The sequence below is a fragment of the Streptomyces sp. NPDC050619 genome, from assembly GCF_040654815.1.
Classification (GTDB): Bacteria; Actinomycetota; Actinomycetes; order Streptomycetales; family Streptomycetaceae; genus Streptomyces.
This window is the reverse complement of sequence record NZ_JBFAIR010000018.1, coordinates 152,282-173,589: the sequence shown is the minus strand read 5'-3', so window position 1 is coordinate 173,589 and position 21,308 is coordinate 152,282. Positions and strand designations below refer to the sequence as shown.

The 21,308-nt window shown below is 70.9% G+C and carries 17 protein-coding genes and 1 pseudogene; 11 read left to right on the top strand and 7 right to left on the bottom strand.

The annotated features are described in order from the left end of the window. Positions 1-99: 99 nt before the first annotated feature. Together AB0I77_RS28185 and AB0I77_RS28180 are read left to right on the top strand one after the other, a co-directional pair. On the top strand, positions 100-480 hold the full coding sequence (locus AB0I77_RS28185) for an STAS domain-containing protein (RefSeq protein ID WP_363285502.1): 381 nt from the start codon (positions 100-102) through the stop codon (positions 478-480). Positions 481-655: 175 nt separating this feature from the next. Then, a complete protein-coding gene (locus AB0I77_RS28180) occupies positions 656-1,168 on the top strand; it encodes an EF-hand domain-containing protein (protein WP_363285501.1) in 513 nt (170 codons plus the stop codon). 24 nt (positions 1,169-1,192) lie between these two features. Here the strand turns inward: AB0I77_RS28180 and AB0I77_RS28175 are convergent, their stop codons facing one another. Next, positions 1,193-2,695, bottom strand: coding sequence for an AMP-binding protein (locus AB0I77_RS28175; RefSeq protein ID WP_363285500.1), 1,503 nt, complete (start codon positions 2,693-2,695; stop codon positions 1,193-1,195). 192 nt (positions 2,696-2,887) lie between these two features. On the opposite strand from AB0I77_RS28175, the gene AB0I77_RS28170 reads away from it, so the two are divergent. The 4 genes from AB0I77_RS28170 to AB0I77_RS28155 all read left to right on the top strand — a co-directional run bounded on the left by AB0I77_RS28170 (position 2,888) and on the right by AB0I77_RS28155 (position 7,360). Further along, positions 2,888-4,081: an amidohydrolase family protein gene (locus tag AB0I77_RS28170; RefSeq protein ID WP_363285499.1), complete on the top strand. Its 1,194-nt coding sequence runs from the start codon at positions 2,888-2,890 to the stop codon at positions 4,079-4,081. A 3-nt stretch (positions 4,082-4,084) separates the two neighbouring features. Continuing rightward, positions 4,085-5,239, top strand: coding sequence for an acyl-CoA dehydrogenase (locus AB0I77_RS28165; RefSeq protein WP_363285498.1), 1,155 nt, complete (start codon positions 4,085-4,087; stop codon positions 5,237-5,239). Positions 5,240-5,243: 4 nt separating this feature from the next. Continuing rightward, positions 5,244-6,326: an acyl-CoA dehydrogenase family protein gene (locus AB0I77_RS28160; RefSeq protein WP_363285497.1), complete on the top strand. Its 1,083-nt coding sequence runs from the start codon at positions 5,244-5,246 to the stop codon at positions 6,324-6,326. 527 nt (positions 6,327-6,853) lie between these two features. Continuing rightward, the gene (locus AB0I77_RS28155) at positions 6,854-7,360 is read left to right on the top strand and encodes an ATP-binding protein (RefSeq protein WP_363285544.1); all 507 of its coding nucleotides are present in this window, start codon (positions 6,854-6,856) and stop codon (positions 7,358-7,360) included. A gap of 427 nt (positions 7,361-7,787) precedes the next feature. On the opposite strand, the gene AB0I77_RS28150 is transcribed toward AB0I77_RS28155, so the two are convergent. Further along, on the bottom strand, positions 7,788-8,714 hold the full coding sequence (locus AB0I77_RS28150) for a cyclase family protein (protein WP_363285496.1): 927 nt from the start codon (positions 8,712-8,714) through the stop codon (positions 7,788-7,790). A gap of 84 nt (positions 8,715-8,798) precedes the next feature. On the opposite strand from AB0I77_RS28150, the gene AB0I77_RS28145 reads away from it, so the two are divergent. The 4 genes and pseudogenes from AB0I77_RS28145 to AB0I77_RS28130 all read left to right on the top strand — a co-directional run. Then, positions 8,799-9,710, top strand: coding sequence for an SDR family NAD(P)-dependent oxidoreductase (locus AB0I77_RS28145; RefSeq protein ID WP_363285495.1), 912 nt, complete (start codon positions 8,799-8,801; stop codon positions 9,708-9,710). A gap of 109 nt (positions 9,711-9,819) precedes the next feature. Further along, on the top strand, positions 9,820-10,965 hold the full coding sequence (locus AB0I77_RS28140) for an acyl-CoA dehydrogenase family protein (RefSeq protein WP_363285494.1): 1,146 nt from the start codon (positions 9,820-9,822) through the stop codon (positions 10,963-10,965). Between the two features lie 14 nt (positions 10,966-10,979). After that, positions 10,980-12,029 carry a Zn-dependent alcohol dehydrogenase gene (locus AB0I77_RS28135; protein ID WP_363285493.1) on the top strand — a complete coding sequence of 350 codons (1,050 nt, stop codon included), beginning with the start codon at positions 10,980-10,982 and terminating at the stop codon, positions 12,027-12,029. A gap of 123 nt (positions 12,030-12,152) precedes the next feature. After that, positions 12,153-13,328 (top strand): annotated as a pseudogene (locus tag AB0I77_RS28130) (MFS transporter); the annotation flags it as partial. Here the strand turns inward: AB0I77_RS28130 and AB0I77_RS28125 are convergent. Then, positions 13,323-14,399, bottom strand: coding sequence for a helix-turn-helix domain-containing protein (locus AB0I77_RS28125; RefSeq protein ID WP_363285492.1), 1,077 nt, complete (start codon positions 14,397-14,399; stop codon positions 13,323-13,325). The pseudogene AB0I77_RS28130 and the gene AB0I77_RS28125 overlap by 6 nt on opposite strands. Positions 14,400-14,471: 72 nt before the next feature. On the opposite strand from AB0I77_RS28125, the gene AB0I77_RS28120 reads away from it, so the two are divergent. Then, entirely contained in the window at positions 14,472-15,782 is a 1,311-nt protein-coding gene (locus AB0I77_RS28120) for an MFS transporter (RefSeq protein WP_363285491.1), read from the top strand. 114 nt (positions 15,783-15,896) lie between these two features. Here AB0I77_RS28120 and AB0I77_RS28115 read toward each other — a convergent pair whose 3' ends face one another. The 4 genes from AB0I77_RS28115 to AB0I77_RS28100 all read right to left on the bottom strand — a co-directional run bounded on the left by AB0I77_RS28115 (position 15,897) and on the right by AB0I77_RS28100 (position 21,124). Continuing rightward, positions 15,897-16,505, bottom strand: a complete 609-nt coding sequence (locus AB0I77_RS28115) for a flavin reductase family protein (protein WP_363285543.1) — start codon at positions 16,503-16,505, stop codon at positions 15,897-15,899. 41 nt (positions 16,506-16,546) lie between these two features. After that, the gene (locus AB0I77_RS28110) at positions 16,547-17,413 is read right to left on the bottom strand and encodes an enoyl-CoA hydratase-related protein (protein ID WP_363285490.1); all 867 of its coding nucleotides are present in this window, start codon (positions 17,411-17,413) and stop codon (positions 16,547-16,549) included. A gap of 19 nt (positions 17,414-17,432) precedes the next feature. Beyond that, entirely contained in the window at positions 17,433-19,676 is a 2,244-nt protein-coding gene (locus AB0I77_RS28105; RefSeq protein WP_363285489.1) for an acetate--CoA ligase family protein, read from the bottom strand. A 215-nt stretch (positions 19,677-19,891) separates the two neighbouring features. After that, entirely contained in the window at positions 19,892-21,124 is a 1,233-nt protein-coding gene (locus tag AB0I77_RS28100) for an NAD(P)/FAD-dependent oxidoreductase (protein ID WP_363285488.1), read from the bottom strand. Positions 21,125-21,308: the final 184 nt, after the last annotated feature.

Below are 21,308 nucleotides of genomic sequence, written 5' to 3'. Positions count from 1 at the left end.
TCCGTTTTCTGGCCGGTGTTTCAGGGAACGGCCGCTGGGCAGCCGCGCTGCAAGGAAGCGTAGGGATGGCTTCCGTTTGTTTTCCGGCGAGTGAGGGGCATGGTGGTGGCGTTCAATGTGACCGGTGGTGGGCAGGGCGAGTGGGCCGTGCTCCGGGTGTCGGGCGAGCTGGACCTGGTGACGTCGCCGGCGCTGCGTCAGCGGGTGCACGACGCGGTGGCCGAGGGCCGTCACGATCTCGTCCTCGACCTCTCCGAGGTCTTCTTCTGCGATTCGAGCGGCGTCGGCGTCCTGATCGCCGCCCGCCGCCTCATCCGTTCCTGCCAGGGCCGGCTGCGCCTGATACTGCCGGCCAATGGCGCGGTGGACGGCTCCCACGTCAACCGGGTCCTGGCCGCCCTGGGCGTCCGCCGCCTGTTCGACGTCCATCCGGACCTGGCGTCCGCGCTCGAGGAGGAAGTGGACCCGCTGTCGGCGTGAAGCCGCTCGGCACGGCGACCACTCCGGACGCGCGACTGCCACACGGTTGTCCCGAAATTCCCCCGGTCTTGGCACAACCGCCGCTTTCCCGCGCCCGGAGTGCCTCCCGCGTCGTACGCTCCGCGGGGGGGCGGAGGGCCTCGCGCACGACGTGACGTAAGGCGGCAGGAAAGACATGGTCAGCAGCGAGTACGAGCGCAGGATCGCCGCCCGGTTCGCCACCTTCGACCAGGATGGCAACGGCTACATCGACCGGCTGGACTTCAGCGCGGCGGCCAAGGCAGTGCTCGCGGAGTTCGGTACGGCGGCCCGCTCCGACAAGGGACAGGCCCTGTACCTCGGCGCCGAGGCGTTCTGGCAGGGCATGGCCGGCATCGCGGACCGGGACGGCGACCAGCGCATCACCCGGGACGAGTTCGTGAACAGCGCCGTCAAGCGCCTGCGTGACAACCCGGACCGGTTCGCCGAGATCGCCCGTCCCTTTCTGCGCGCGGTCCTCGACGTCGCCGACACCGACGGGGACGGCCGCGCCACCATCGCCGACACCGCACGGGTGCTGAAGGCCCTCGGTGCGAGTGACGAGGCCGCGCAAGGGGCCGCCGCCGCCCTCGACACCGACGCGGACGGCAAGGTGGGGGAGGCGGAGATCGTGCCGGCCTTCGCCCGTTACTTCACCGTGCCCGAATAACGCCGCCCCACGTCAACCGCCGCCTCACGACCCCGAAAAACGTTCGCGCAGCTTGTACTTCAGCACCTTCCGCAGCGTCTCGCCCCGCGGAAGGGCGTCCACCACCTCCAGCCGCTCCGGCAGCTTGTGCGTCGACAGCCCTTCCGCGCGCAGGAACGACGTCACCTCTCCCAGGGCCAACTCCTCGGCCCCGTCAGTCTGTTCAACCACCGCACAGACCAGCTCCCCGCGTTCGGCGTCCGGCAGCCCTATCACGGCCACGTCCCCGACGCCGGGATGCCGGTGCAGCAGGTCCTCGATCTCCTGTGCCGAGATGTTCTCGCCCTTGCGGATGATCACGTCCTTCAGCCGGCCGGTGAGCACCAGATGCCCGCTGTCCGTCAACTGCCCGAGGTCGCCGGTGCGCAGGAAACCCTCCTCGTCGAAGGCCTCCGCCGTCTGGGAGGGGTCCAGATACCCCCGGCACACGGCCTCTCCGCGCAACCGCACCTCCCCGTCCACGATCCGTATCTCCATCCCCTGAGGCGGTCGCCCCTCCGTCGTCGCCAGGTTCTCCGCCGTGTCGTCCGGCGCCCCCATCGTGATCATCGGCACCTCGGTCATGCCGTATCCGTGGGTGAGCCGTACCCCCATCTCCCGTACGACGGCGTGGTACAGCTCCGGCGGCTTGGGCGCCCCGCCGCCCGCGAGCAGTCGTAGGGAGGGAATGACCGGGGTTCCCGGCCGCTTGCGCTGCTCGGTCAGGAACATCGAGTAGAACGCCGTCGAACCGCCCGCCACCGTCACCCCGTGCCTGCGGTACTCCGCCAGCGCGTCCGGCAGTGCGAACTGCTCGAACATCACCGCGGGGAAGCCGTACAGCAGCAGCATCACCGTGTAGTCCGGCCCGGCGATATGCGCGTACGGGAAGGCCATCGAGCCCACGTCGTCCGCCGACAGGCACAGCGCGTGGGCGAGGCAGGACCCGCCCGCGATCAGCGAACGGTCCGTGTGGAGGACGCCCTTGGGGGCGGAGGTCGTGCCCGAGGTCCAGTAGATCCAGCGGACGTCCGTCCCCTCGGCCGGTGGCGGGGGCAGGACGGCCGGATTCCCTTCGGGGAGGCTGTCGTACGCCTCGAAGATGCCCTTCGCCCCCAGCCGCCGCGCCATCTCCCCGTGGTCGAAGCCGCGCCACACACCCGGTACGGCGAAGTACTCGGCCTTGGACTCCCGCAGCGCGAACCCGACCTCGCGGTCCCGGTAGAAGGGGATGACCGGTGTCTGTACGGCGCCCAGGCGGGCCAGCGCGAAGGACAGCAGGGCCGTCTCGATGCGGGTGGGCAGCTGCCAGGCGACGACCGTGCCGGGGCGTACGCCCATGTCGTACAGGCCCGCCGCCACCCGCTCGGCCCTCTCCCGCAGCTCTCCGAAGCTGAGCACGCGATCCTCCTGGAGGAGGACCGGGCGGTCGGGGGTGAGGTCGGCGCGGCGGCTCACCAGGTCCCAGAGGGTGCGGGCGGTGCTTAGGGCGTGCGCGGTGTCGTTCATGACGGCCCCCTGCTGCTCAGCTGACGGTCAGTCAGATCGTGGGGAGAGGGTAGGGCTCGTCGCCTTGTCGGTCCAGGGGTGCGGGGCTAGCCTTCCTCTAGCGCGTTATCTGACGACCCATCAGATAGAGCCTCGGATGAGTACTCAGATGGAGCTGAGGTCGTCAGATACATCCATCCGGCGGAGGGGAACATGACCGAACTGCCCCGCATCATCAGCGTCGACGACCACGTGATCGAGCCCGCGCACCTCTTCGAGACCTGGCTGCCGAAGAAGTACCGGGACCGCGGACCCCAGCACCTCACCGCCGGCATCGGCGAACTCGCCTACATCGGCGGCAAGTACCGGATCACGATGGACCCGGACGGGCCACTCGCCGACTGGTGGATCTACGAGGACCTGAAGTCCCCGTACAAGCGCAACATCGCCGCCGTCGGCTTCGACCGCGACGAGATGACCCTGGAGGGCATCACGTACGCGGAGATGCGGCCCGGCTGCTGGGACCCCGTCGAGCGCCTCAAGGACATGGATCTCAACCACGTCGAGGCCTCCCTGTGCTTCCCGTCGTTCCCGCGTTTTTGCGGGCAGACCTTCGCCGAGGCGCAGGACAAGGAGGTCGCGCTGGCCTGTGTGCGCGCCTACAACGACTGGATGGTGGAGGAGTGGTGCGGTGACAGCGGCGGGCGGCTCATCCCGCTGTGCCTGATCCCGCTGTGGGACATCGAGCTCGCCGTCGCGGAGATCCGGCGCAACGCGGCCCGCGGGGTGAAGGCGGTGACCTTCTCCGAGATCCCCACCTACCTCGGGCTGCCGTCCATCCACTCCGGCTACTGGGACCCGTTCTTCGCGGTCTGCGAGGAGACCGGGACGGTCGTCAACATGCACATCGGCAGCAGCTCGCAGATGCCGGCCGCCTCGCCCGACGCGCCGCCCGCCGTCCAGGCCTCGCTGAGCTTCAACAACGCCATGGCCTCGATGATGGACTTCCTCTTCAGTGGGGTGCTGGTGAAGTTCCCGGCACTCAAGCTCGCCTACTCCGAAGGCCAGATGGGCTGGATCCCGTACGCCCTGGAGCGCGCCGACGACGTCTGGGAGGAGCACCGCGCCTGGGGCGGCGTCAGGGATCTGATCCCGGAGCCGCCGTCGACGTACTACTACCGGCAGATCTTCTGCTGCTTCTTCCGCGACAAGCACGGCATCGCCTCGCTGGACGTGATCGGCCGGGACAACGCCACCTTCGAGACCGACTACCCGCACGTCGACTCGACCTTCCCGCACACCAAGGAAGTCGCCCTGGACCATGTGAAGGGCCTCGACGACGAGACGGTCTACAAGCTGATGCGGGGCAACGCGATCCGCATGCTGGACCTCGACTTCGACAAATAGCCCATGGACCTCTCGTACACACCCGAGGAGGAGGAGTTCCGGGCGCGGCTGCGGGAATGGCTCGCGAAGGCGCTGCCCTCGCTGCCGCCGAAGCCGTCCCCGGACGACTGGCCCGGGCGCCGCGCCTACGATCTCGGCTGGCAGCGCATGCTGTACGACGCCGGGTACGCGGGCCTGCACTGGCCCGTCGACGCGGGCGGGCAGGGCGCCACCCCCACCCAGCACCTGATCTTCCTGGAGGAGACCGAGAAGGCGGGCGCCCCCTACGTGGGGGCCAACTTCGTCGGCCTGCTGCACGCGGGGCCGACCATTGCCGCCGAGGGGACGGCCCAGCAGCGGGCGCGCTGGCTGCCGCCCGTCCTGCGTGGCGAGGAGGTGTGGTGCCAGGGCTTCAGCGAACCGGACGCGGGCAGCGACCTCGCGGCGCTGCGCACGCGCGCGCGTAGGGACGGCGACGACTATGTGGTGAGCGGATCCAAGATCTGGACCTCGCACGCCGAAGTCGCCGACTGGTGCGAGTTGTTGGTGCGGACCGATCCGCAGGCGCCGAAACACCGGGGCATCACGTGGCTCGCCATGCCCATGGACGCGCCCGGCATCACCATCCGGCCCCTGAAAACCCTCGCCGGATCCGCCGAGTTCGCCGAGGTGTTCCTCGACGAGGTGCGGGTGCCGGTTGCCCACCGGGTCGGGGACGAGAACGACGGCTGGCGGGTGACCATGGTGACGCTCTCCTTCGAACGCGGCACGGCCTTCGTCGGCGAGGTCGTGGCCTGCCGGCGCGTACTGGGCGAACTCGCCCGTACGGCACGGAAGAACGGCCGCTGGGACGATCCCGCGCTCCGTCGGCGGCTTGGCCGGCTCAACGCCGAGTTCCGCGCCCTGTGGCGGCTGACCCAGTGGAACGTGAGCGCGGCGGAGGTGAGCGGCGGGGTCCCGGGCGTGGGGGGCTCGGTCTTCAAACTGAGGTACTCGCACGCGAGGCAGGAGCTGTACGACGCCGCGGCCGACGTCCTCGGCCTGGACTGTCTCGACCTCGACCGGCCGTGGACGCTGGACCGGCTGTCCTCGCTGTCGTACACCATCGCCGCCGGCACCTCGCAGATCCAGCGGAACATCGTGGCCGAGCGGATCCTCGGACTGCCGAAGGGCCGGTGAGCGTATGAGATTCCAACTCACCGATGATCAACGCGCCTTGCGGGACGGCGTACGACAGCTGCTGGCACGCCGGTTCGACGGCGCGGCGCTGCGGGCGGCCGTGGAGGCGCCCGCGCTGGACCGCGCCCTGTGGCGGGAACTCGGCGAGGCCGGGTTCTTCGCGCTACGGCTGCCCGAGGCGGACGGCGGGGTCGGACTCGGCCTGCCGGAGACGGTGTTGGCCTTCGAGGAGGCGGGGCGCGCACTGCTGCCGGGGCCGCTGATCGCCACGCATCTCGCGGCGGGGGTGGTGCCGGGTGCGGCCACCGGGGAAGCGGTCGTGGCGGCCGTCGACGGAGGGCTGGTGGAGTGGCTGGCGGAGGCGGATGTCGTACGGGGGGAGGCGGCGGGGGCCGTACCGCTGCGGTCGGTGGATCCGTTGACGCCGCTGCATCGGGTGGCGGTCATCGCGAGCCCACCGGGTTCCGGCACCACCAGTCCTCCGGGTTCCGTCATAGCGAGCCGTCCGGATTCCGGCACCACCAGTCCTCCGGATTCCGGCACCACCAGTCCTCCGGATTCCGGCACCACCAGTCCTCCGGGTTCCGTCAGTGCGAGCCGTCCGGATTCCGGCACCGTGAGTCCTCCGGGTCCCGTCACCACGAGTCCTCCGGATCCCGTCATCACAGGCGCACCGGATCCCGTCGCCGTTCTGCTCACCGCCGCCGAGCAGCTGGGCACCGCCACGCGCGCGTGCGAGTTGGCGGTGGAACACGCCCGGGCGCGCGAACAGTTCGGGCAGCCGATCGGGGGCTTCCAGGCGGTCAAGCATCTGTGTGCCGACATGCTGGTGCGGGTGGAGACGGCCCGGGCGGCCGTGTACGCCGCCGCCGTCACCGCCGATCCCGCGGACATCGCCGCGGCCCGGCTGCTCGCCGACGAGGCCGCCGTACGCGGTGCCCGGGACTGTCTCCAGGTGCACGGCGGCATGGGCTTCACCTGGGAGTGCGAGGTGCACCTGCATCTCAAGCGGGCCTGGGTGCGGGCGCAACGTGGCGGTGGGGGCACGGAGAGTGAGGAACTCCTCGCGGCCGATCTCACGGCCTGAAGGGCGCAGAAACGTGCCGGGCTGCGGTGTCGTCGAGACGGCCGGAACGGATGTCGCGGATTGTGGCATACCGGAATCACGGAGCGTTGATATCGGGTTGTGTCCTATGCGTGACTCGTCACGTCCCGGAGTCGGAGACCCGCTCCGGTACCTTGTGTGAGATGCGAGGGATGCGAGTGGGTCCGAGCATGAGCCAGGCCGGTGTTGCCCCTGGGGCGGCCCCGGATCCGGTGGTGCGCGCCGCTGCTCGCAGGGCGGGAACGCCTACGGATCCCGCCTGTTCGACTCCCCGCGACGAGCGTCGCACAGTATGCCGCACGGGTACTCCTTCGCGCTGGAATATGCCCGAAGCGCTTGTTGGGGTGACTGTACGTCAACCATGCTTTCTCGTAAGGGACTCACGTTCCGTGACCCTGACTCTGGCCGTTGTTCTGGTCATGCAAAAAATGGCTACGATCGTGGCCCTCGTGAGGCGCGAGGCTATGTGTCTGCCGGTTCGGATGGTGTGAGCGGTGCAGGTCCTTCAAGTGCAGCTGGAGATCCGGCCCGACCCCGCGGAGGTGGGGCGGGCCCGGCGGTGGGCCCGTTCGCGCCTCGCCGGGTCCGGGATAGGGGACGACGAGTCGCTCGCGGAGACCCTGATCCTGCTCGTGTCCGAGCTCGTCACCAACGCCGTGGTGCACACCGGCTGTCCGGCCGTGCTGCGGCTGTCGCTGCCGCGCGCGGCGGCGGAGTCGGCCACCGTCCGTCTCGAGGTTGCCGACCGCAGTGAGCGCGCTCCGGTGCCGCGGTGCGTGGACGGCGACGAGACGGGCGGCCGGGGTCTCGCCCTCGTCGACGGCCTCGCCGACCGCTGGGGCTGGAGCCCCGAAGGTGCCGGCAAGCGCATCTGGTGCGAAGTGGACCGGTGCGGACAGTTCCGGGAGACCGCCACGGCCTACGGGGGCGGGGCTTCGGTCTCTTCGGCGGCCTCGGTTTCTTCGGCGTCTTCGGCGTCTTCGGCGTACGAGGGGCGGGCGTTCGAGGCGGTGTGAGTGCGGTGCGACCGGCGGGTGATGTGCGGCGTGCCGTGAACGTCTCCGCGGTCCGGCGCGGGCTGGCGCACGGTCGCAGAAAGCGCTGTCGCCTCATGATCCGCCGTGAATTCGTGCGCCGGGACATGCTTCTGTGCGCGGCCACGCCAAAGGGTGCGTAAGTGATAAATCGCCGTACGGCTGTTGACGTTCCGTGTCCGTTTGATCACGCTTGTGGTCAGCGATTCGCCGCGAGGGGACGGCGAGGGCTTCGGTGACGGGAGCCCTCGGCGAGTGTGGGTCGTGATTCGGCGTCGGTTCCCTCGGGGCCAAGGGAGGGCGGGGCAGGTACGCCGAAGTCGGGTGGTGGCGCGCGGTGCCGTGCTCGGGGCGGGCAGGGGCGCGCCGCCAGCCGACGACCTCTTACGGCGGGGGGCTGTGGCGGGGCTTACAGCAGGGCTATGGGTGCCACGGGGGTTCCGGTCGCGCCGACGAACGGCTCGGGCATCGCCGACAGCAGGAACGTGTAGCGGCCAATTTCTCCACAGGCTGTGGACAACTCTTCGAGATTCCAGTTCTGGCCCTGAAGCATCCCCATTTCCACCAGATCGAGCGCGTGTACGGGCAGCCACAAATCCTCTGTTTCGGGCGGAAATGTCTCAAAGGTGAGGGTGTCGTTCGCGACGGCGGCGACATCGCGCGCGTGGAACCACTCCGGCGTACGGATCGACAGGCCCGGTGACGGATAGCCGTACGCCTCCCTGTCCCCGGCCAGGTAGACCTGGATCTGCCCGGTCCGTACGAGCACGATGTCACCGGCACGCACGCGCGTGCCGGCGAGTTCCTCGGCGGCCTCCAGGTCCTCGGGGGTGACGGCGTGCGAGCCGTCGAGCCGGTCCTTGTGGTGCGCCCGGGCCACGTCGAGCAGCACCCCGCGCGAGACGACGTGCCGCGCCTTGTCGATGCCGCTGAACTCGGCGCCGCCGTGCGGGGTGATGGTGTCGGCCGGGCGGCCGTTGTAGAGCCGGCCCGAGTGCGAGACGTGGGTGAGCGCGTCCCAGTGGGTGGCGGCCTGTAGTCCCATGGTCACGGCGTCGTCGCTGCACGCCACCGTCCCCGGGCCGAAGATCTCCTGGTTGATCTGCACCATGGCGTGCAGGGGGTTGACCCGCCCCGGCATGAGTCCGGTCTGCACGCCGTCCTGCCGGAGCGGGAGCGCGAGCGGGACGCGCCGCCCGGTCCGCACACAGGCGGCGGCCTCGCGGACGACCTCGTCGGTGATCAGGTTGAGGGTGCCGATCTCGTCGTCCGCCCCCCAACGGCCCCAGTTGTTCACGCGCTTGGCGATGTCATGGAATTCGGCAGGCATGGACATCTCTGCTCCCCGGGGCTTGTCTTCACGTATCCGACGGGACATAAAATCTAACGGTCCGTCAGAAACCGCGGGAAGGGGCCGGGCGTGGGGAACTTCTTGGCAGGCAAGGTGGTCGCCGTGACCGGCGCCGGGCGGGGCATCGGCCGGGCGGTGGCGCTGGGTGCGGCGGCCGAGGGAGCACGCGTCGTCGTCAACGACTACGGCGTGTCCGTGGACGGTGCCTCGCCGACGAGTGAGGTCGCCGAGACCGTCGTCAAGGAGATCGAGGCGGCGGGCGGGGACGCGGTCGCCGTGGCCGACGACGTCTCGACGATGGCGGGCGGGCAGCGGGTGGTCGACGTGGCGCTGTCGTCGTACGGACGGCTCGACGGTGTGGTGTGCGTGGCCGGGATCCTGCGCGAGCGGATGCTGTTCAACATGGCCGAGGAGGAGTGGGATCCGGTGATCGCCACTCATCTCAAGGGCACCTTCACGGTGTTCCGGGCGGCCTCGGCGGTGATGCGGCAGCAGCGGGCGGGGACCTTGATCGGCTTCACCAGCGGCAACCACCAGGGCTCGGTGTCGCAGGCCAACTACAGCGCGGCGAAGGGCGGGATCATCTCGCTGGTGCGCAGCGCCGCGCTCGGCCTGCACAAGTACGGGGTGACCGCCAACGCCGTGGCGCCCGTGGCACGTACGCGGATGTCGGCGAACGTACCGATGGAGTTGGCCGAGATCGGTGAGCCGGAGGACGTGGCCGCACTGGTGGTCTACCTGCTCTCGGACGGGGCTCGGGAGCAGGGGATCACCGGGCAGGTGTACACGATCGCCGGGCCGAAGATCGCGGTGTGGGCGCAGCCGAGGGAGCTGCGCGCTGGGTATGCGGAGGGTTCCTGGACGCCGGAGAGGATCGCGGAGTTTCTGCCGGGGAGTGTGGGGGTGGATTCGATGCCGATGCTTGCTCGGGTGGAGGGGATGGAACGGGCTGCTGCGGCTGGGGAGCGGCCTAATGCCTAGTAGCTCGGGAGGTTCTGGCGGATGGCGGCTGCGGGCTGTCTGTGGCTTGTCGCGCCGTTCCCCGCGCCCCTTGGTTGCAGGACGCGTTCGGCGTTGAGAGGAGAGCCCTGTGAACTTTGGATTCACCGGCGAGGACGAGACCTTCCGGGCCGAGGCGCGGGAATGGCTCGCGGTGCACGCTGAGGGTGCGGAGGACCGCCGGACCTGGGAACGCGCCCTCGGCAAAGCAGGTTGGATCGGACTCGGTTGGGCCCAGGGCGGGTACGGCAATCGCACCGCCACCCTCACTCAACAGGTCGCCTGGGCCGAGGAGTACGCCCGTTCGCCCGCACCCCCGCGCTCCGGGCACATCGGCGAGAACCTGCTCGCCCCCACTCTCCTCGCCCACGGCACTCAGGAGCAGAAGTCCCGCTTCCTCCCGCCGGTCGCCGCCGGTGAGGAACTCTGGTGCCAGGGATACAGCGAGCCCGGCGCGGGGTCGGATCTGGCTGGGGTGAGTACGAAGGCCGAACGGGCCACGGACGGGACGTACCGGATCACCGGACAGAAGATCTGGACCTCGCTGGCCCACGAGGCGGACTGGTGCTTCGTGCTGGCCAGAACGGAACCCGGATCGCGGCGCCACCAGGGCTTGAGTTTCCTGCTCGTGCCCATGGACCAGCCGGGGCGCGTCGAGGTCCGGCCCATCCGGCAGTTGACCGGCACGAGCGACTTCAACGAGGTCTTCTTCGACGGGGCACGCGCACGCGTGGAGCACGTCGTCGGGGGTGAGGGCGGCGGCTGGCGGGTCGCGATGAGCCTGCTCGGGTACGAGCGAGGGGTTTCGACGCTTGCCCAACAGGTCGGGTTCGCGGATGAGCTGGGAAGGGTTGTGCGAGCCGCCGTCGAGTCCGGCGCCGTGCGCGATCCCGTCGTACGGGACCTGCTCGTGCGCCAGTGGGCGGAGTTGCGCGTGATGCGCTGGAACGCGCTGCGCACGCTGGGGAGTTCGGGCGACGCCGGTGCGCCGAGCGTGGCCAAGCTGCTGTGGGGCGGCTGGCATCAGCGGCTCGGGGAGCTGGCGATGCGGGTGCGGGGCGCGGCGGGGGCGGTCGGGCCGGCGGACTGGTCGCCGTCGGTGCCGTACGAACTCGACGCGATGCAGCACCTGTTCCTGTTCTCGCGGGCCGACACCGTCTACGGCGGCTCCGACCAGATCCAGCGCACGATCATCGCCGAGCGCGTGCTCGGTCTGCCGAGAGAACCCAAGGCCTGACAGGGGGCTGTGTGATGCGTGGCGTGGTGTTCGACGGGAAGCGGATCGAGGTCGTGGACGATCTGGTCGTACGGGATCCGGGGCCGGGGGAGGTGCGGGTCGCGATCTCGGCGGCGGGGTTGTGTCACAGCGACCTGTCCGTGGTGGACGGGACCATACCTTTCCCGGTTCCTGTGGTGCTCGGCCACGAGGGGGCGGGGGTGGTGGAGGCGGTGGGGTCCGGTGTCACGCATGTGCGGCCCGGTGACCACGTGGCTCTGTCCACGCTCGCCAACTGCGGGACCTGCGCGGAGTGCGACCGGGGGCGGCCGACGATGTGCCGGCAGGCGATCGGGCGGCCGGGGCGGCCGTTCACGCGGGGCGGGCAGCCCGTGTTCCAGTTCGCGTCCAACTCCGCCTTCGCGGAACGGACCGTGGTGAAGGCGGTGCAGGCGGTCCGCATCCCGAAGGACATCCCCATGCCGTCGGCGGCGCTCATCGGGTGCGGGGTGCTGACCGGGGTGGGTGCCGTGCTCAACCGGGCCAAAGTGGACCGTGGGGACAGCGTGCTGGTGATCGGCACGGGTGGGATCGGGCTGAACGTCCTCCAGGGGGCGCGGATCGCGGGCGCGCTGCGGATCGTCGCGGTGGACGCGAACCCGGCGAAGGAGGAGGTGGCGCGGAGGTTCGGCGCGACACACTTCCTGACCTCGACGGAGGGCGTGCGGGACGTCCTGCCGACGGGCGCGGACCACGCCTTCGAGTGCGTCGGCCGGGTCGAACTGATCCGCCAGGCCATCGACCTGTTGGACCGTCATGGCCAGGCGGTGCTGCTCGGTGTCCCGCCGGCTACGGCCGAGGCGTCCTTCCTCGTCTCGTCGTTGTTCCTGGACAAGTCGATCCTGGGGTGCCGGTACGGGGCGTCGCGGCCACAGCGGGACATCGCGCTGTACGCCGACCTGTACCGGGAAGGGCGGCTGCTCCTCGACGAGTTGGTGACGGAGACGTATCCGGTGGAGGACTTCGAGAAGGCGGTGGGGGATGCGGAGGCGGGGCGGGTGGCGCGGGGGGTGGTGACTTTCTGAGCAGCTTTTCTGGGTACGTCAGGCTGTGTCAGAAGCATGCTATGTCAGGAGCATGCCAGGAGTTTTCCACAGGTGCCGGAAATCCCCTGGGGCGTTGTCGGTGGCAACCTTTAGCGTCGTTCCATGAGTTACCGCGACGTCGCCTCCAAGCAGGTCCTGACCTGGGCCTGCACCTCTATCGGCGCCCGCATGCCCGTGGCCATGGCCCCGCTGGCCCTGGTCTTCCTGGTGCGCGAACGCCCCGGCGGCTACTCCCTGGGCGCGATCCTCGCGGCGGCCTACGTCATCGGTGAGATCGCCGGTGCGCCCGTCCTCGGGATGCGGCTGCGCCCCGACCGGGCCCGCGTTCACCTGGCCGTCGGCCTCGCGGCCGGAGCGGCCGGATTCGCGGGGCTGGGGGCGTTTCCGGACGCGCACCCCATCGTCCTCGCCGCGTTCGCGTTCCTCGCCGGTGCCGCTCCAGCCGCTGTCACCGGGGGCCTGCGCGCGCTCCTCACCGTGCTGGTCCCGGAGCGTGCGGCGGCGCAGGCGCTGTCCATCGAGTCGATGCTGACGGCCGGCATATGGGCCGTCTCCCCGGCCGCTGTCGCCGGCCTGGCCCTCGGCGTCGCACCGCGCGTCCCGCTGATCCTCGCGGCCGTCCTGATGGCGTCCTCGGTCGCCGGCCTGTGGCTCCTTCCGGCCGGCTGGAGCGCGGACGACACGAACGGAAAGGACCGGGCGGGCGCGTCGACGCTCCGGCTGCTGGCCGGCGCCTGGCCGGTGTACGTCGCGGGTGCGGCCAGTCTGGCCCTGCTCGGACTGGCCGAACTCGTCCTGCCCGCCCTTCTCGAACAGCGCGGCATCGGCGTCGGCTGGTCCGGCCCGCTGCTGACCGGGATGGCGGTGGGCGGAGGGCTCGGTGCGTTCGTCTACGGCCTCCGCGTCTGGCCGGGACGGCTGCGCACCCGCAGCGTGGCGCTGATGGCCGGGACGTCGGTCTGCGTGAGCCTCGCCGCGCTGATACCGGACACGGCCGGGATCGCTGTCGCGCTGGTCGTCGGGGGCACACTCCAGTCGTGTGCGATGGTCACCCGCAACCTGTCCCTGCGGGAGGCGCTTCCGCCGAGCGCGCTGGCCGCGGGCTACTCGGTCATGTACGCGGCGGCCGGCGCGGGTTACGCGGCGACGGGGTCGCTCGCCGGTGTCCTGCTCAAGGTGACGACACCGTCCACGGCCATCCTGGCCGGGGTGGGCCTGACGCTGGCGCTGACGGGGCTCGGCTGGTGGGGCGAGGTGGGTCGGGCGGGCCGGTCAGCGCAGGGCGCCGGCTTCGCCGTACCTCTCGGTCCTTCCGCTGTCGGTCCTTCCGCTGTCGGTCCCGTCGTCCCCGGCTCGGAAGGTGCGGCGGTACGCGGTGGGGGTGACGCCGAGGGCCGTCTGTAGGTGCTGGCGCATCGACTGGGCGGTGCCGAAGCCGGCGTTCCGGGCCACCTGGTCGACGGACAGGTCGGTGGACTCCAGCAGGTGCCGGGCGCGTTCCACCCGCTGCTGGGCGAGCCACTGGCCGGGGCTGACGCCGACCTCCTCGCGGAAGCGGCGCGTGAAGGTGCGTACGGACATGGCTTCCTGCTCGGCCATGTCCCGCAGCTGGATCGGCTCGTGGAGGCGGCCCAGCGCCCAGGCGCGGGCCGAGGTCGTGGTCGCCAGCTGCGGGTCGGGCACCGGGCGGTGGATGTACTGCGCCTGCCCGCCGTCGCGATGCGGTGGTACGACGGTGCGGCGGGCCACCTCGTTGGCGACGGCCGTGCCGTGGTCGCGGCGCACCATGTGCAGGCACAGGTCGATTCCGGCCGCGACGCCCGCCGAGGTCAGTACGTCGCCGTCGTCGACGAACAGCACGTCCGCGTCGACCTTGATCCTCGGGAAGAGGCGCTGGAGATGTTCGGCCTCGGCCCAGTGCGTCGTGGCCGGCCGGCCGTCGAGGAGGCCGGCGGCGGCCAGGACGTAGACGCCGGTGCAGATGGAGGCGAGCCGGGTGCCGGGCCGGATGTGCGCGAGCGCGGCGGCCAGTTCGTCGGTCAGTACGCCCTGCTCGAAGACCGGGCCGAGCTCGTACGACGCCGGGATGATCACGGTGTCGGCGGTGGCCAGGGCCTCCGGGCCGTTCTGGACGTGCACGGAGAAGTCGGCGTCGGTCCGGACCGGGCCCGGCGGCCGGATCGAGCAGGTGATGACCTCGTACAGATGCCGTCGCTCGGCGTCCTTGGGGCGCCCGAAGATGCGGTGCGGGATGCCCAGTTCGAAGGGGAGCAGGCCGTCGAGGGCGAGGACGGCGATGCGGTGCGGGCGGAATTCCGGCTCTGGGGGCTCGCGGGGCTCAAGGCTCATGGCCCGATCCTAGCGAATGCTGTCCTTCGGGCCACTCGATCCCGGTGCCTGTCGTAGCCGAAGCTCTATGTCGTGACCCAGACTTCCGAAGCCGCGGCCTCCGCAGCGGCACCCGAGCCGAGTCGTCGATCGCCCCGCATCCACCGCGCCTGGTTCGTCGCCGCCGTCACCTTCGTGACGATCCTCGGTGCCGCCGCCTTCCGTTCCCTGCCCGGGCTGCTCATGGACCCCCTGAACCAGGAGTTCGGCTGGTCGCGCGGCACGGTCGGCGCGGCGGTCTCGATCAACCTCGCGCTGTACGGACTGACCGCGCCCTTCGCGGCGGCCCTGATGGACCGCTTCGGCATCCGGCGGGTGGTCGCGGTCGCGCTGACCGTGATCGCGATCGGCTCGGGTCTGACGGTCTGGATGACGGCGGCCTGGCAGCTGATGCTGTGCTGGGGGCTGCTGGTCGGCCTGGGCACCGGCTCGATGGCGCTGGCCTTCGCCGCGACGGTCACCAACCGCTGGTTCACCGCGCGGCGCGGCCTGGTGACCGGCATACTCACCGCTGCCTCGGCATCCGGCCAGCTGATCTTCCTGCCGCTGCTGTCCTGGATGATCGAGGCGCACAACTGGCGCCCGGCCGCCGTCACGGTGGCCCTCACCGCCCTCGCGGTCGTCCCCTTCGTCTGGCTGCTGCTGCGCGACCACCCGGCCGACGTGGGCCTGAAGCCGTACGGCGCGAAGGAGTTCGTGGAGAAGCCGCCGCCCGCCCCAGGCGCCGCCCGCCGAGCGGTCACGGTCCTGTTCTCCGCCGCCCGCACCGGCCCCTTCTGGCTGCTCGCGGGCACCTTCGCGATCTGCGGCGCCTCCACCAACGGCCTGATCCAGACCCACTTCGTGCCCGCCGCCCACGACGACGGCATGCCCGTTCAGGCGGCGGCCTCGCTGCTCGCGGTCATCGGCGTGTTCGACGTGGTCGGCACGATCGCCTCCGGCTGGTTCACCGACCGCTACGAACCGCGCCGACTGCTCGCGGTGTACTACGCCCTGCGCGGCGTCTCGCTCCTCTTCCTGCCGATGCTGCTCGCGCCCAGCGTCCACCCGTCGATGCTCTTCTTCATCGTCTTCTACGGCCTCGACTGGGTCGCCACCGTCCCGCCCACCGTGGCGCTGTGCCGAGAGCAGTACGGCGAGGACAGCGCGATCGTCTTCGGCTGGGTCCTCGCCTCCCACCAGGTCGGCGCCGCGCTCGTGGCCTTCCTCGGCGGCGTGGCACGTGACGTCTTCGGCTCGTACGACATGGTCTGGTACGCGTCCGGCGCGCTGTGCGCTGCGGCGGCGCTGATGGCGCTGGTGATCCGGCGGCGGCCGGCGGTGAAGGTGGCGGCGGTGGCCTGACGGGCCGGCGTCGGCTCAGCTGTCGTGGTCGCTTGGCGGTCCGTCGGTGGCCCCTTGGCGGTCTCTCGGAGGTCCCTCGGTGGTCCCTTGGCGGTCTCTCGGCGGTCCTCGGTGTCAGGCACTGAACCGGCCGAACCGCCCCTGATGGAACAGCAGCGGGGCGTGGTCGCCGCCGGCTGTGCCGAGCGCGTCCACCCGGCCGACCACGATGAGGTGGTCGCCGCCGGTGTGGACGGCGTGGATCGTGCAGTCGATCCAGGCCGGGGCGCCCGCGAGGCGGGGGGAGCCGGAGACGGGCGCCGCGTCGTACTCGACGCCGGCGAACTTGTCCGACCCGCTCTTCGCGAAGGCCCGGCACAACTCGCCCTGATCCGCGCCCAGGACGTTCACGCAGAACACGCCCGCGCGGGCGATGCGCGGCCACGTCGTCGACGTACGGCCGACCATGAAGGCGACGAGCGGCGGATCGAGGGACAGGGAGCTGAAGGACTGGCAGGCGAAGCCGGCGGGGGAGTCGGCGCCGTCGGCCGGGGGTGCGGTGATCACGGTCACGCCGGTCGCGAAGGTCCCGAGCACGCGCCGGAATTCCCCCGGGTCGATCGGTGCCCGTTCGTCCTCGCGGACACAGCGCAACTCGGGGCGCGGCAAGGCCTCGACGGGGGCGGAGTGTGGGCTGGACCTGAGGTAGCGGACTGCGGCTGCCGCCATTCCTGCGTGTCCCATCATGCCTCCAGTGAATCTGACGGAACGTCAGATTGGAAGAGTCACCGCCCCCTGAACTCGGCCCTTCTCCGCGCCACGAAGCTCGCCACCCCCTCCCGCGCGTCCGCCGTCGTCATATTGATCTCCTGTGCGGCGGCCTCCGCGGCGAAGGCGGTCGTGCGGTCGGTGTCGAGGGAGGCGTTGACGAGCTGCTTGGTCAGGGCGAGGGCGCGGGTCGGGCCGGTGGCCAGGCGTTCGGCCCACTCGCGGGCCGTCTTGTCCAACTCCCCGTCCGCGACGACCCGGTTGACGAGCCCGAGCCGCTCCGCGTCCGCCGCGCCGAGTGCGTCGCCGAAGAACATCAGCTCCTTCGCGCGCTGCGGCCCGATCAGACGGGGGAGGAGATAGGCGCCCCCTCCGTCGGGGACCAGCCCGCGGCGCACGAACACCTCGATGAACCGGGCGGATTCCGCGGCGAGTACGAGGTCGCAGGCGAAGGCGAGATGGGCGCCGAGGCCGGCCGCCGTGCCGTTCACGGCGGCGATCACCGGCTTCTCGCAGTCGAGGACGGCGGCGATGAGGCGCTGGGCGCCGAGGCGGATGGTGCGGGCCACGTCACCTGCCGTGCGTTCCTCGTCCGGCGGGCCACCCCGCAGATCCGCGCCCGTGCAGAAACCGCGGCCCGTTCCCGTGATCACGACCGCTCGTACGTCCGTGGCGGCGGAGGCCTCGAAGAGGAGCTGGATGATGCGTTCTCGCTGGTCAGGGGTGATGGCGTTGAGGGTTTCGGGCCGGTTGAGGGTGATGTGCGAGACGTGATTGTCAGTGGCGTGCCGTATCAATGACTCAACGGCAATTTCCGGTTCGGCGGACGTTGCGGCGGACTTATCGGTGGACTCTTCAGCGGACTTTTCGGGGGAGGCAGTCATGGGGGTACTCCGCTTCTTGCTACGGCTGGTCAGGACCTGGGCGGCACACCGCCAGCGCGTCCAGCGCCACCGCGCCCTGCCCCCTGGGCAGCACCATCAGCGGATTGATGTCGAGCTCCGCGAGCTCGTCCCCGAGTTCCAGGGCCATGCGCTGCACCCGCAGCACGACTTCCACGAGCGCGTCGACATCCGCCGGGGGGCGCCCCCGGACCCCGTCGAGGAGGGCCCGCCCGCGCAGTTCGGCGCACATGTCCCGCGCCTGCTCCTCCCCGAACGGCGGCACGCGTACGGACGTGTCCCGCAGCACCTCGACGAGCACACCGCCGAGCCCGACGGTCACGGTCGGCCCGAAGAGCTCGTCGTGCGTGACGCCGACGACCATCTCGACGCCCCGCTCGACCATCTGGCACACCAGCACGCCGTCCAGGGAGACGTCCTCGTAGCGCGCGATGTCGGTCAACTCGCGGTAAGCATCGCGGACTTGACTGGCGGAGGTCAGCCCGACCTTCACCAGCCCGAGCTCGGTCTTGTGGGCGATCCGCGCGCCGGACGCCTTCATCACCACCGGGTAGCCCACCAGCCCCGCCGCGCGCACGGCCGCCGCCGCGCTGGTCACCAACTGCTCGCGCGGCACCCGGATCCCGTACGCCCGCAGCAGCTGCTTCGCCGCGTGCTCGCTCAGCTGCTGCCCGGGCCGCATCAGGGCCTGCGCCTTGCGGAAGGAGGGCGACGGGGTGCGCGGTGCCGAGTCGAAGGGCGAGCGGTAGCCGGCGACGAACCGATGGTGGTCGAGGTAGGCGCGGACGGCGGTGATGCAGTTGGCCACGGTGCGGAAGGTGGCCACCCGGGACGAGCCGAGCAGGACCTCGCGGTACGCCGGCTCGGTGCCGACCGGCGAGCCCCACACCACGCACACCAGCTTGTCCGTCCGCTCGGCCGCGTCCACCAGATCCTGGACGAGCCGGTCACTCAGGGGAGGGAAGGGGCCGGTGATCGGGCAGATCAGCACGCCGACCTCGGGATCGTCGAGGATCGCGTCGATGATCTTCCGGCCGCGCCAGTCGCCGACCGGATGACCGCCGTTGTCGACCGGGTTGGCCACGCTCAGGTACTCGGGTATCCACTGGTGCAGCTCGGCCTGCTTGGCCTCCGACAGGGCGGTCAGCCGCAGCCCCGCCTCGGTGGCCAGGTCGGCGAAGTGCGCGCCCGTGCCGCCCGAGATCGAATAGACGACGACCCCGTCGGCGAGGGGCGGCCGGGCGCGGGCCAACAGGGCGGCGGTGTCCTGGAGTTCGTCGAGGCCGTCGACCCGGATCACGCCGTACTGCCGCATCGCCGCGTCCACCACCGTGTCCGCGCCGGTCAGCTTGCCGGTGTGTGAGGCGGCCGTGCGGGCGCCGGTGTCGGTGCGGCCCACCTTGACCGCGACGACGGGCACCTTGCGCCGGGCCGCCCGGTCGGCGGCGAGCAGGAAGGAACGGCCGTCCTTCAGCCCCTCGACATAGCAGGCGATGGCGCCGACCTCGGGCCGCTCGGCGAAGTAGGAGAGGAAGTCCGAGGTCTCCAGGTCGGCCTCGTTGCCGGTGGGCGCCCAGTGGGAGAGGCGGATGCCGAGTTCCTGAAGGGCGAAGACGGGGCGGCCCTGATGGCCGGACTGGGTGATGAGGGCGATGGCCGGCCCGTCGAGGTCGTCGCGGAAGCGTTCGAAGGCGTTGAGGTTGGTGTTGGGGCCGAGCAGCCGCATCCCGGAGCGCTCCACGGCGGCGGCGAGCCGGGCCTGTGCCGCCGCGCCCTCCTCACCGGTCTCCGCGAACCCGGAGGCGAAGACGACCGCGAACTTCACCTTGGCCTCGGCCAGTTCCTCGATCACGGGAAGGGGGTCGGCGACCAGCAGTACGGCGAGATCGACCTGCTCGGGCAGGTCGGCGACGGAAGGGGAGCAGGAAATGCCGAAGACGGACTCACGCGTGGGATGCACCGGGTGCAGCCGCGCCCCGACCCGCTCGGACCAGTCGAGCAGCTGCCGGGTGACACCGGTGTTGGGACGCTCCTCGGTGTCCGAGGCACCCACCACGGCGACGGACTCGGGCCGGAAGAACCGGTCCAGATCGGGGACGCCGGCATACAAGGACCGGCCGCTGACGTCGAGGTCGTCCACCTCGGCGGGCCGGCCGTGGACGGCGGGTCCGGGCTGCTCGCCGCAGGCGATGACCCGGGCCCGGCGGGAGTCGGTGGTGAGGGTGCCGTGGGTTGATCCAAGCATCGGTCCGCCCGCTCCTGTGTGACAGCACAATTAACTGACGCTCTGTCAGATTACAGAACTGACACAGCGTCAGGAATGGTCCTGCACGCAAAGGATGCCGGGCGGAACGGCGAAGGACTCGGGCGAAGGGCCCAGGGAAGGAGGATGAGTTGGAAGCTCCACGGGCTTGCTGGCGTCTTCTATGTCACGTTCTACGTCACGTTCTACGTCACCTTCTACGTCACCGGAAGGCGGGACGCCGGCCGTGCTCCGTCCTTGGCCACCGCCTTCGCGATCTTCACCGCGTCCATCGACAGTTCGCGGAGCATGCCACTGATGGGGTTGGTGAAGCCGGTGAAGTACAGGCCGGGCGCGTTCTCCGGGGTGCGGGCGCCATGGACGACCGGCCTGCCGCGTGCGTTGAGGACGTCGAGGTGGCCGACGAGATTCTCGAGGGCGCGGAAGTAGCCGGTGGCGGCGATCACCGCGTCCGGCTCGACGCGGGTGCCGTCGGCGAGGACCACCTTGCCGTCCTCGAAGCTCTCGACGGCGGCCACCACCTCCACGCTGCCCTTGCGGACGGCGTCGATCAGGCCGACGTCCTGCACGGGGATGGAGCCGTCGTGGACACGGGAGTAGAGGCCGGTGTCGGGGCGGGGCAGGCCGTGCGCCGAGAGGTCCGGCAGGCTCAGCTTGGCGAGAGGTCCCGCCATCCGGTCGACGAGGCCGACCGGCAGGTGCCGTACGAGCACGCCCGTGTACTGGGCGGCCCAGCCGGCGGTCGAGCGGCGCAGGATGTGCGGGGCGGTGCGGACGGACAGGCGTACCCGCGAGGCGCCGCCCTCCACCAGGTCGACGGCGATCTCGGCGCCGGTGTTGCCGACGCCGACGACGAGGACGTCACGGTCGGCGTAGGGCTTCGGGTTGCGGTAGTCGGCCGCGTGCAGGAGCTCGCCGGTGTACGTGTCGCGGCCGGGCCAGTCCGGGATGCGCGGGGTGTGGTTGTAGCCGGTGGCGACGACCACCGCGGCGCCGGTCAGCTCGCGGCCGCCGGTGGCGTGCAGCAGCCAGCCGGTGCCGTCGGGGGTGCGCTCGACGCGGGAGACCTCGACGCCGGTCACGACCTCCAACTCGTGGTGTTCCGCGTACTTCTCCAGATAGCGCACCACATCGTCGCGGGAGACCCACCGTCCGAACCGGCGCGGCATCGGCAGCCCGGGCAGGCCGGACAGGCGGCGGGTGGTGTGCAGGTGCAGTCGGTCGTAGTGGCGCCGCCAGGACGCCCCGACGTGGTCGGATCTCTCCAGGACGACCGCGCGTATGCCCTGGGCGCGCAGTGCGTATGCGGCGGCGAGTCCGCCGGGGCCACCGCCGATGACATACACCGGGCGGTCCGCGAGGTGCGGCTCCGCAGGGCTCGCGGACGCGGGGCGGGGCGGTGTGGAGTCGGACGTTGGGGAGTCGGCCATGTGCGCGAGCGTAGCCAGACGCCACGTTGATGGGTCTCGGTCAAGACCGGAATTGGTTGCGGATTGATCACGGCTGTGGGAGGGGTGGGTGGAACCGGTGCGTAGGGCCACTGGTTGTGGCGGCCGGGTGCGGAAACGGGAAGGCCACGGCGCCGAGCCCGGCCCGCGTGGTGCGGAGGGCTCG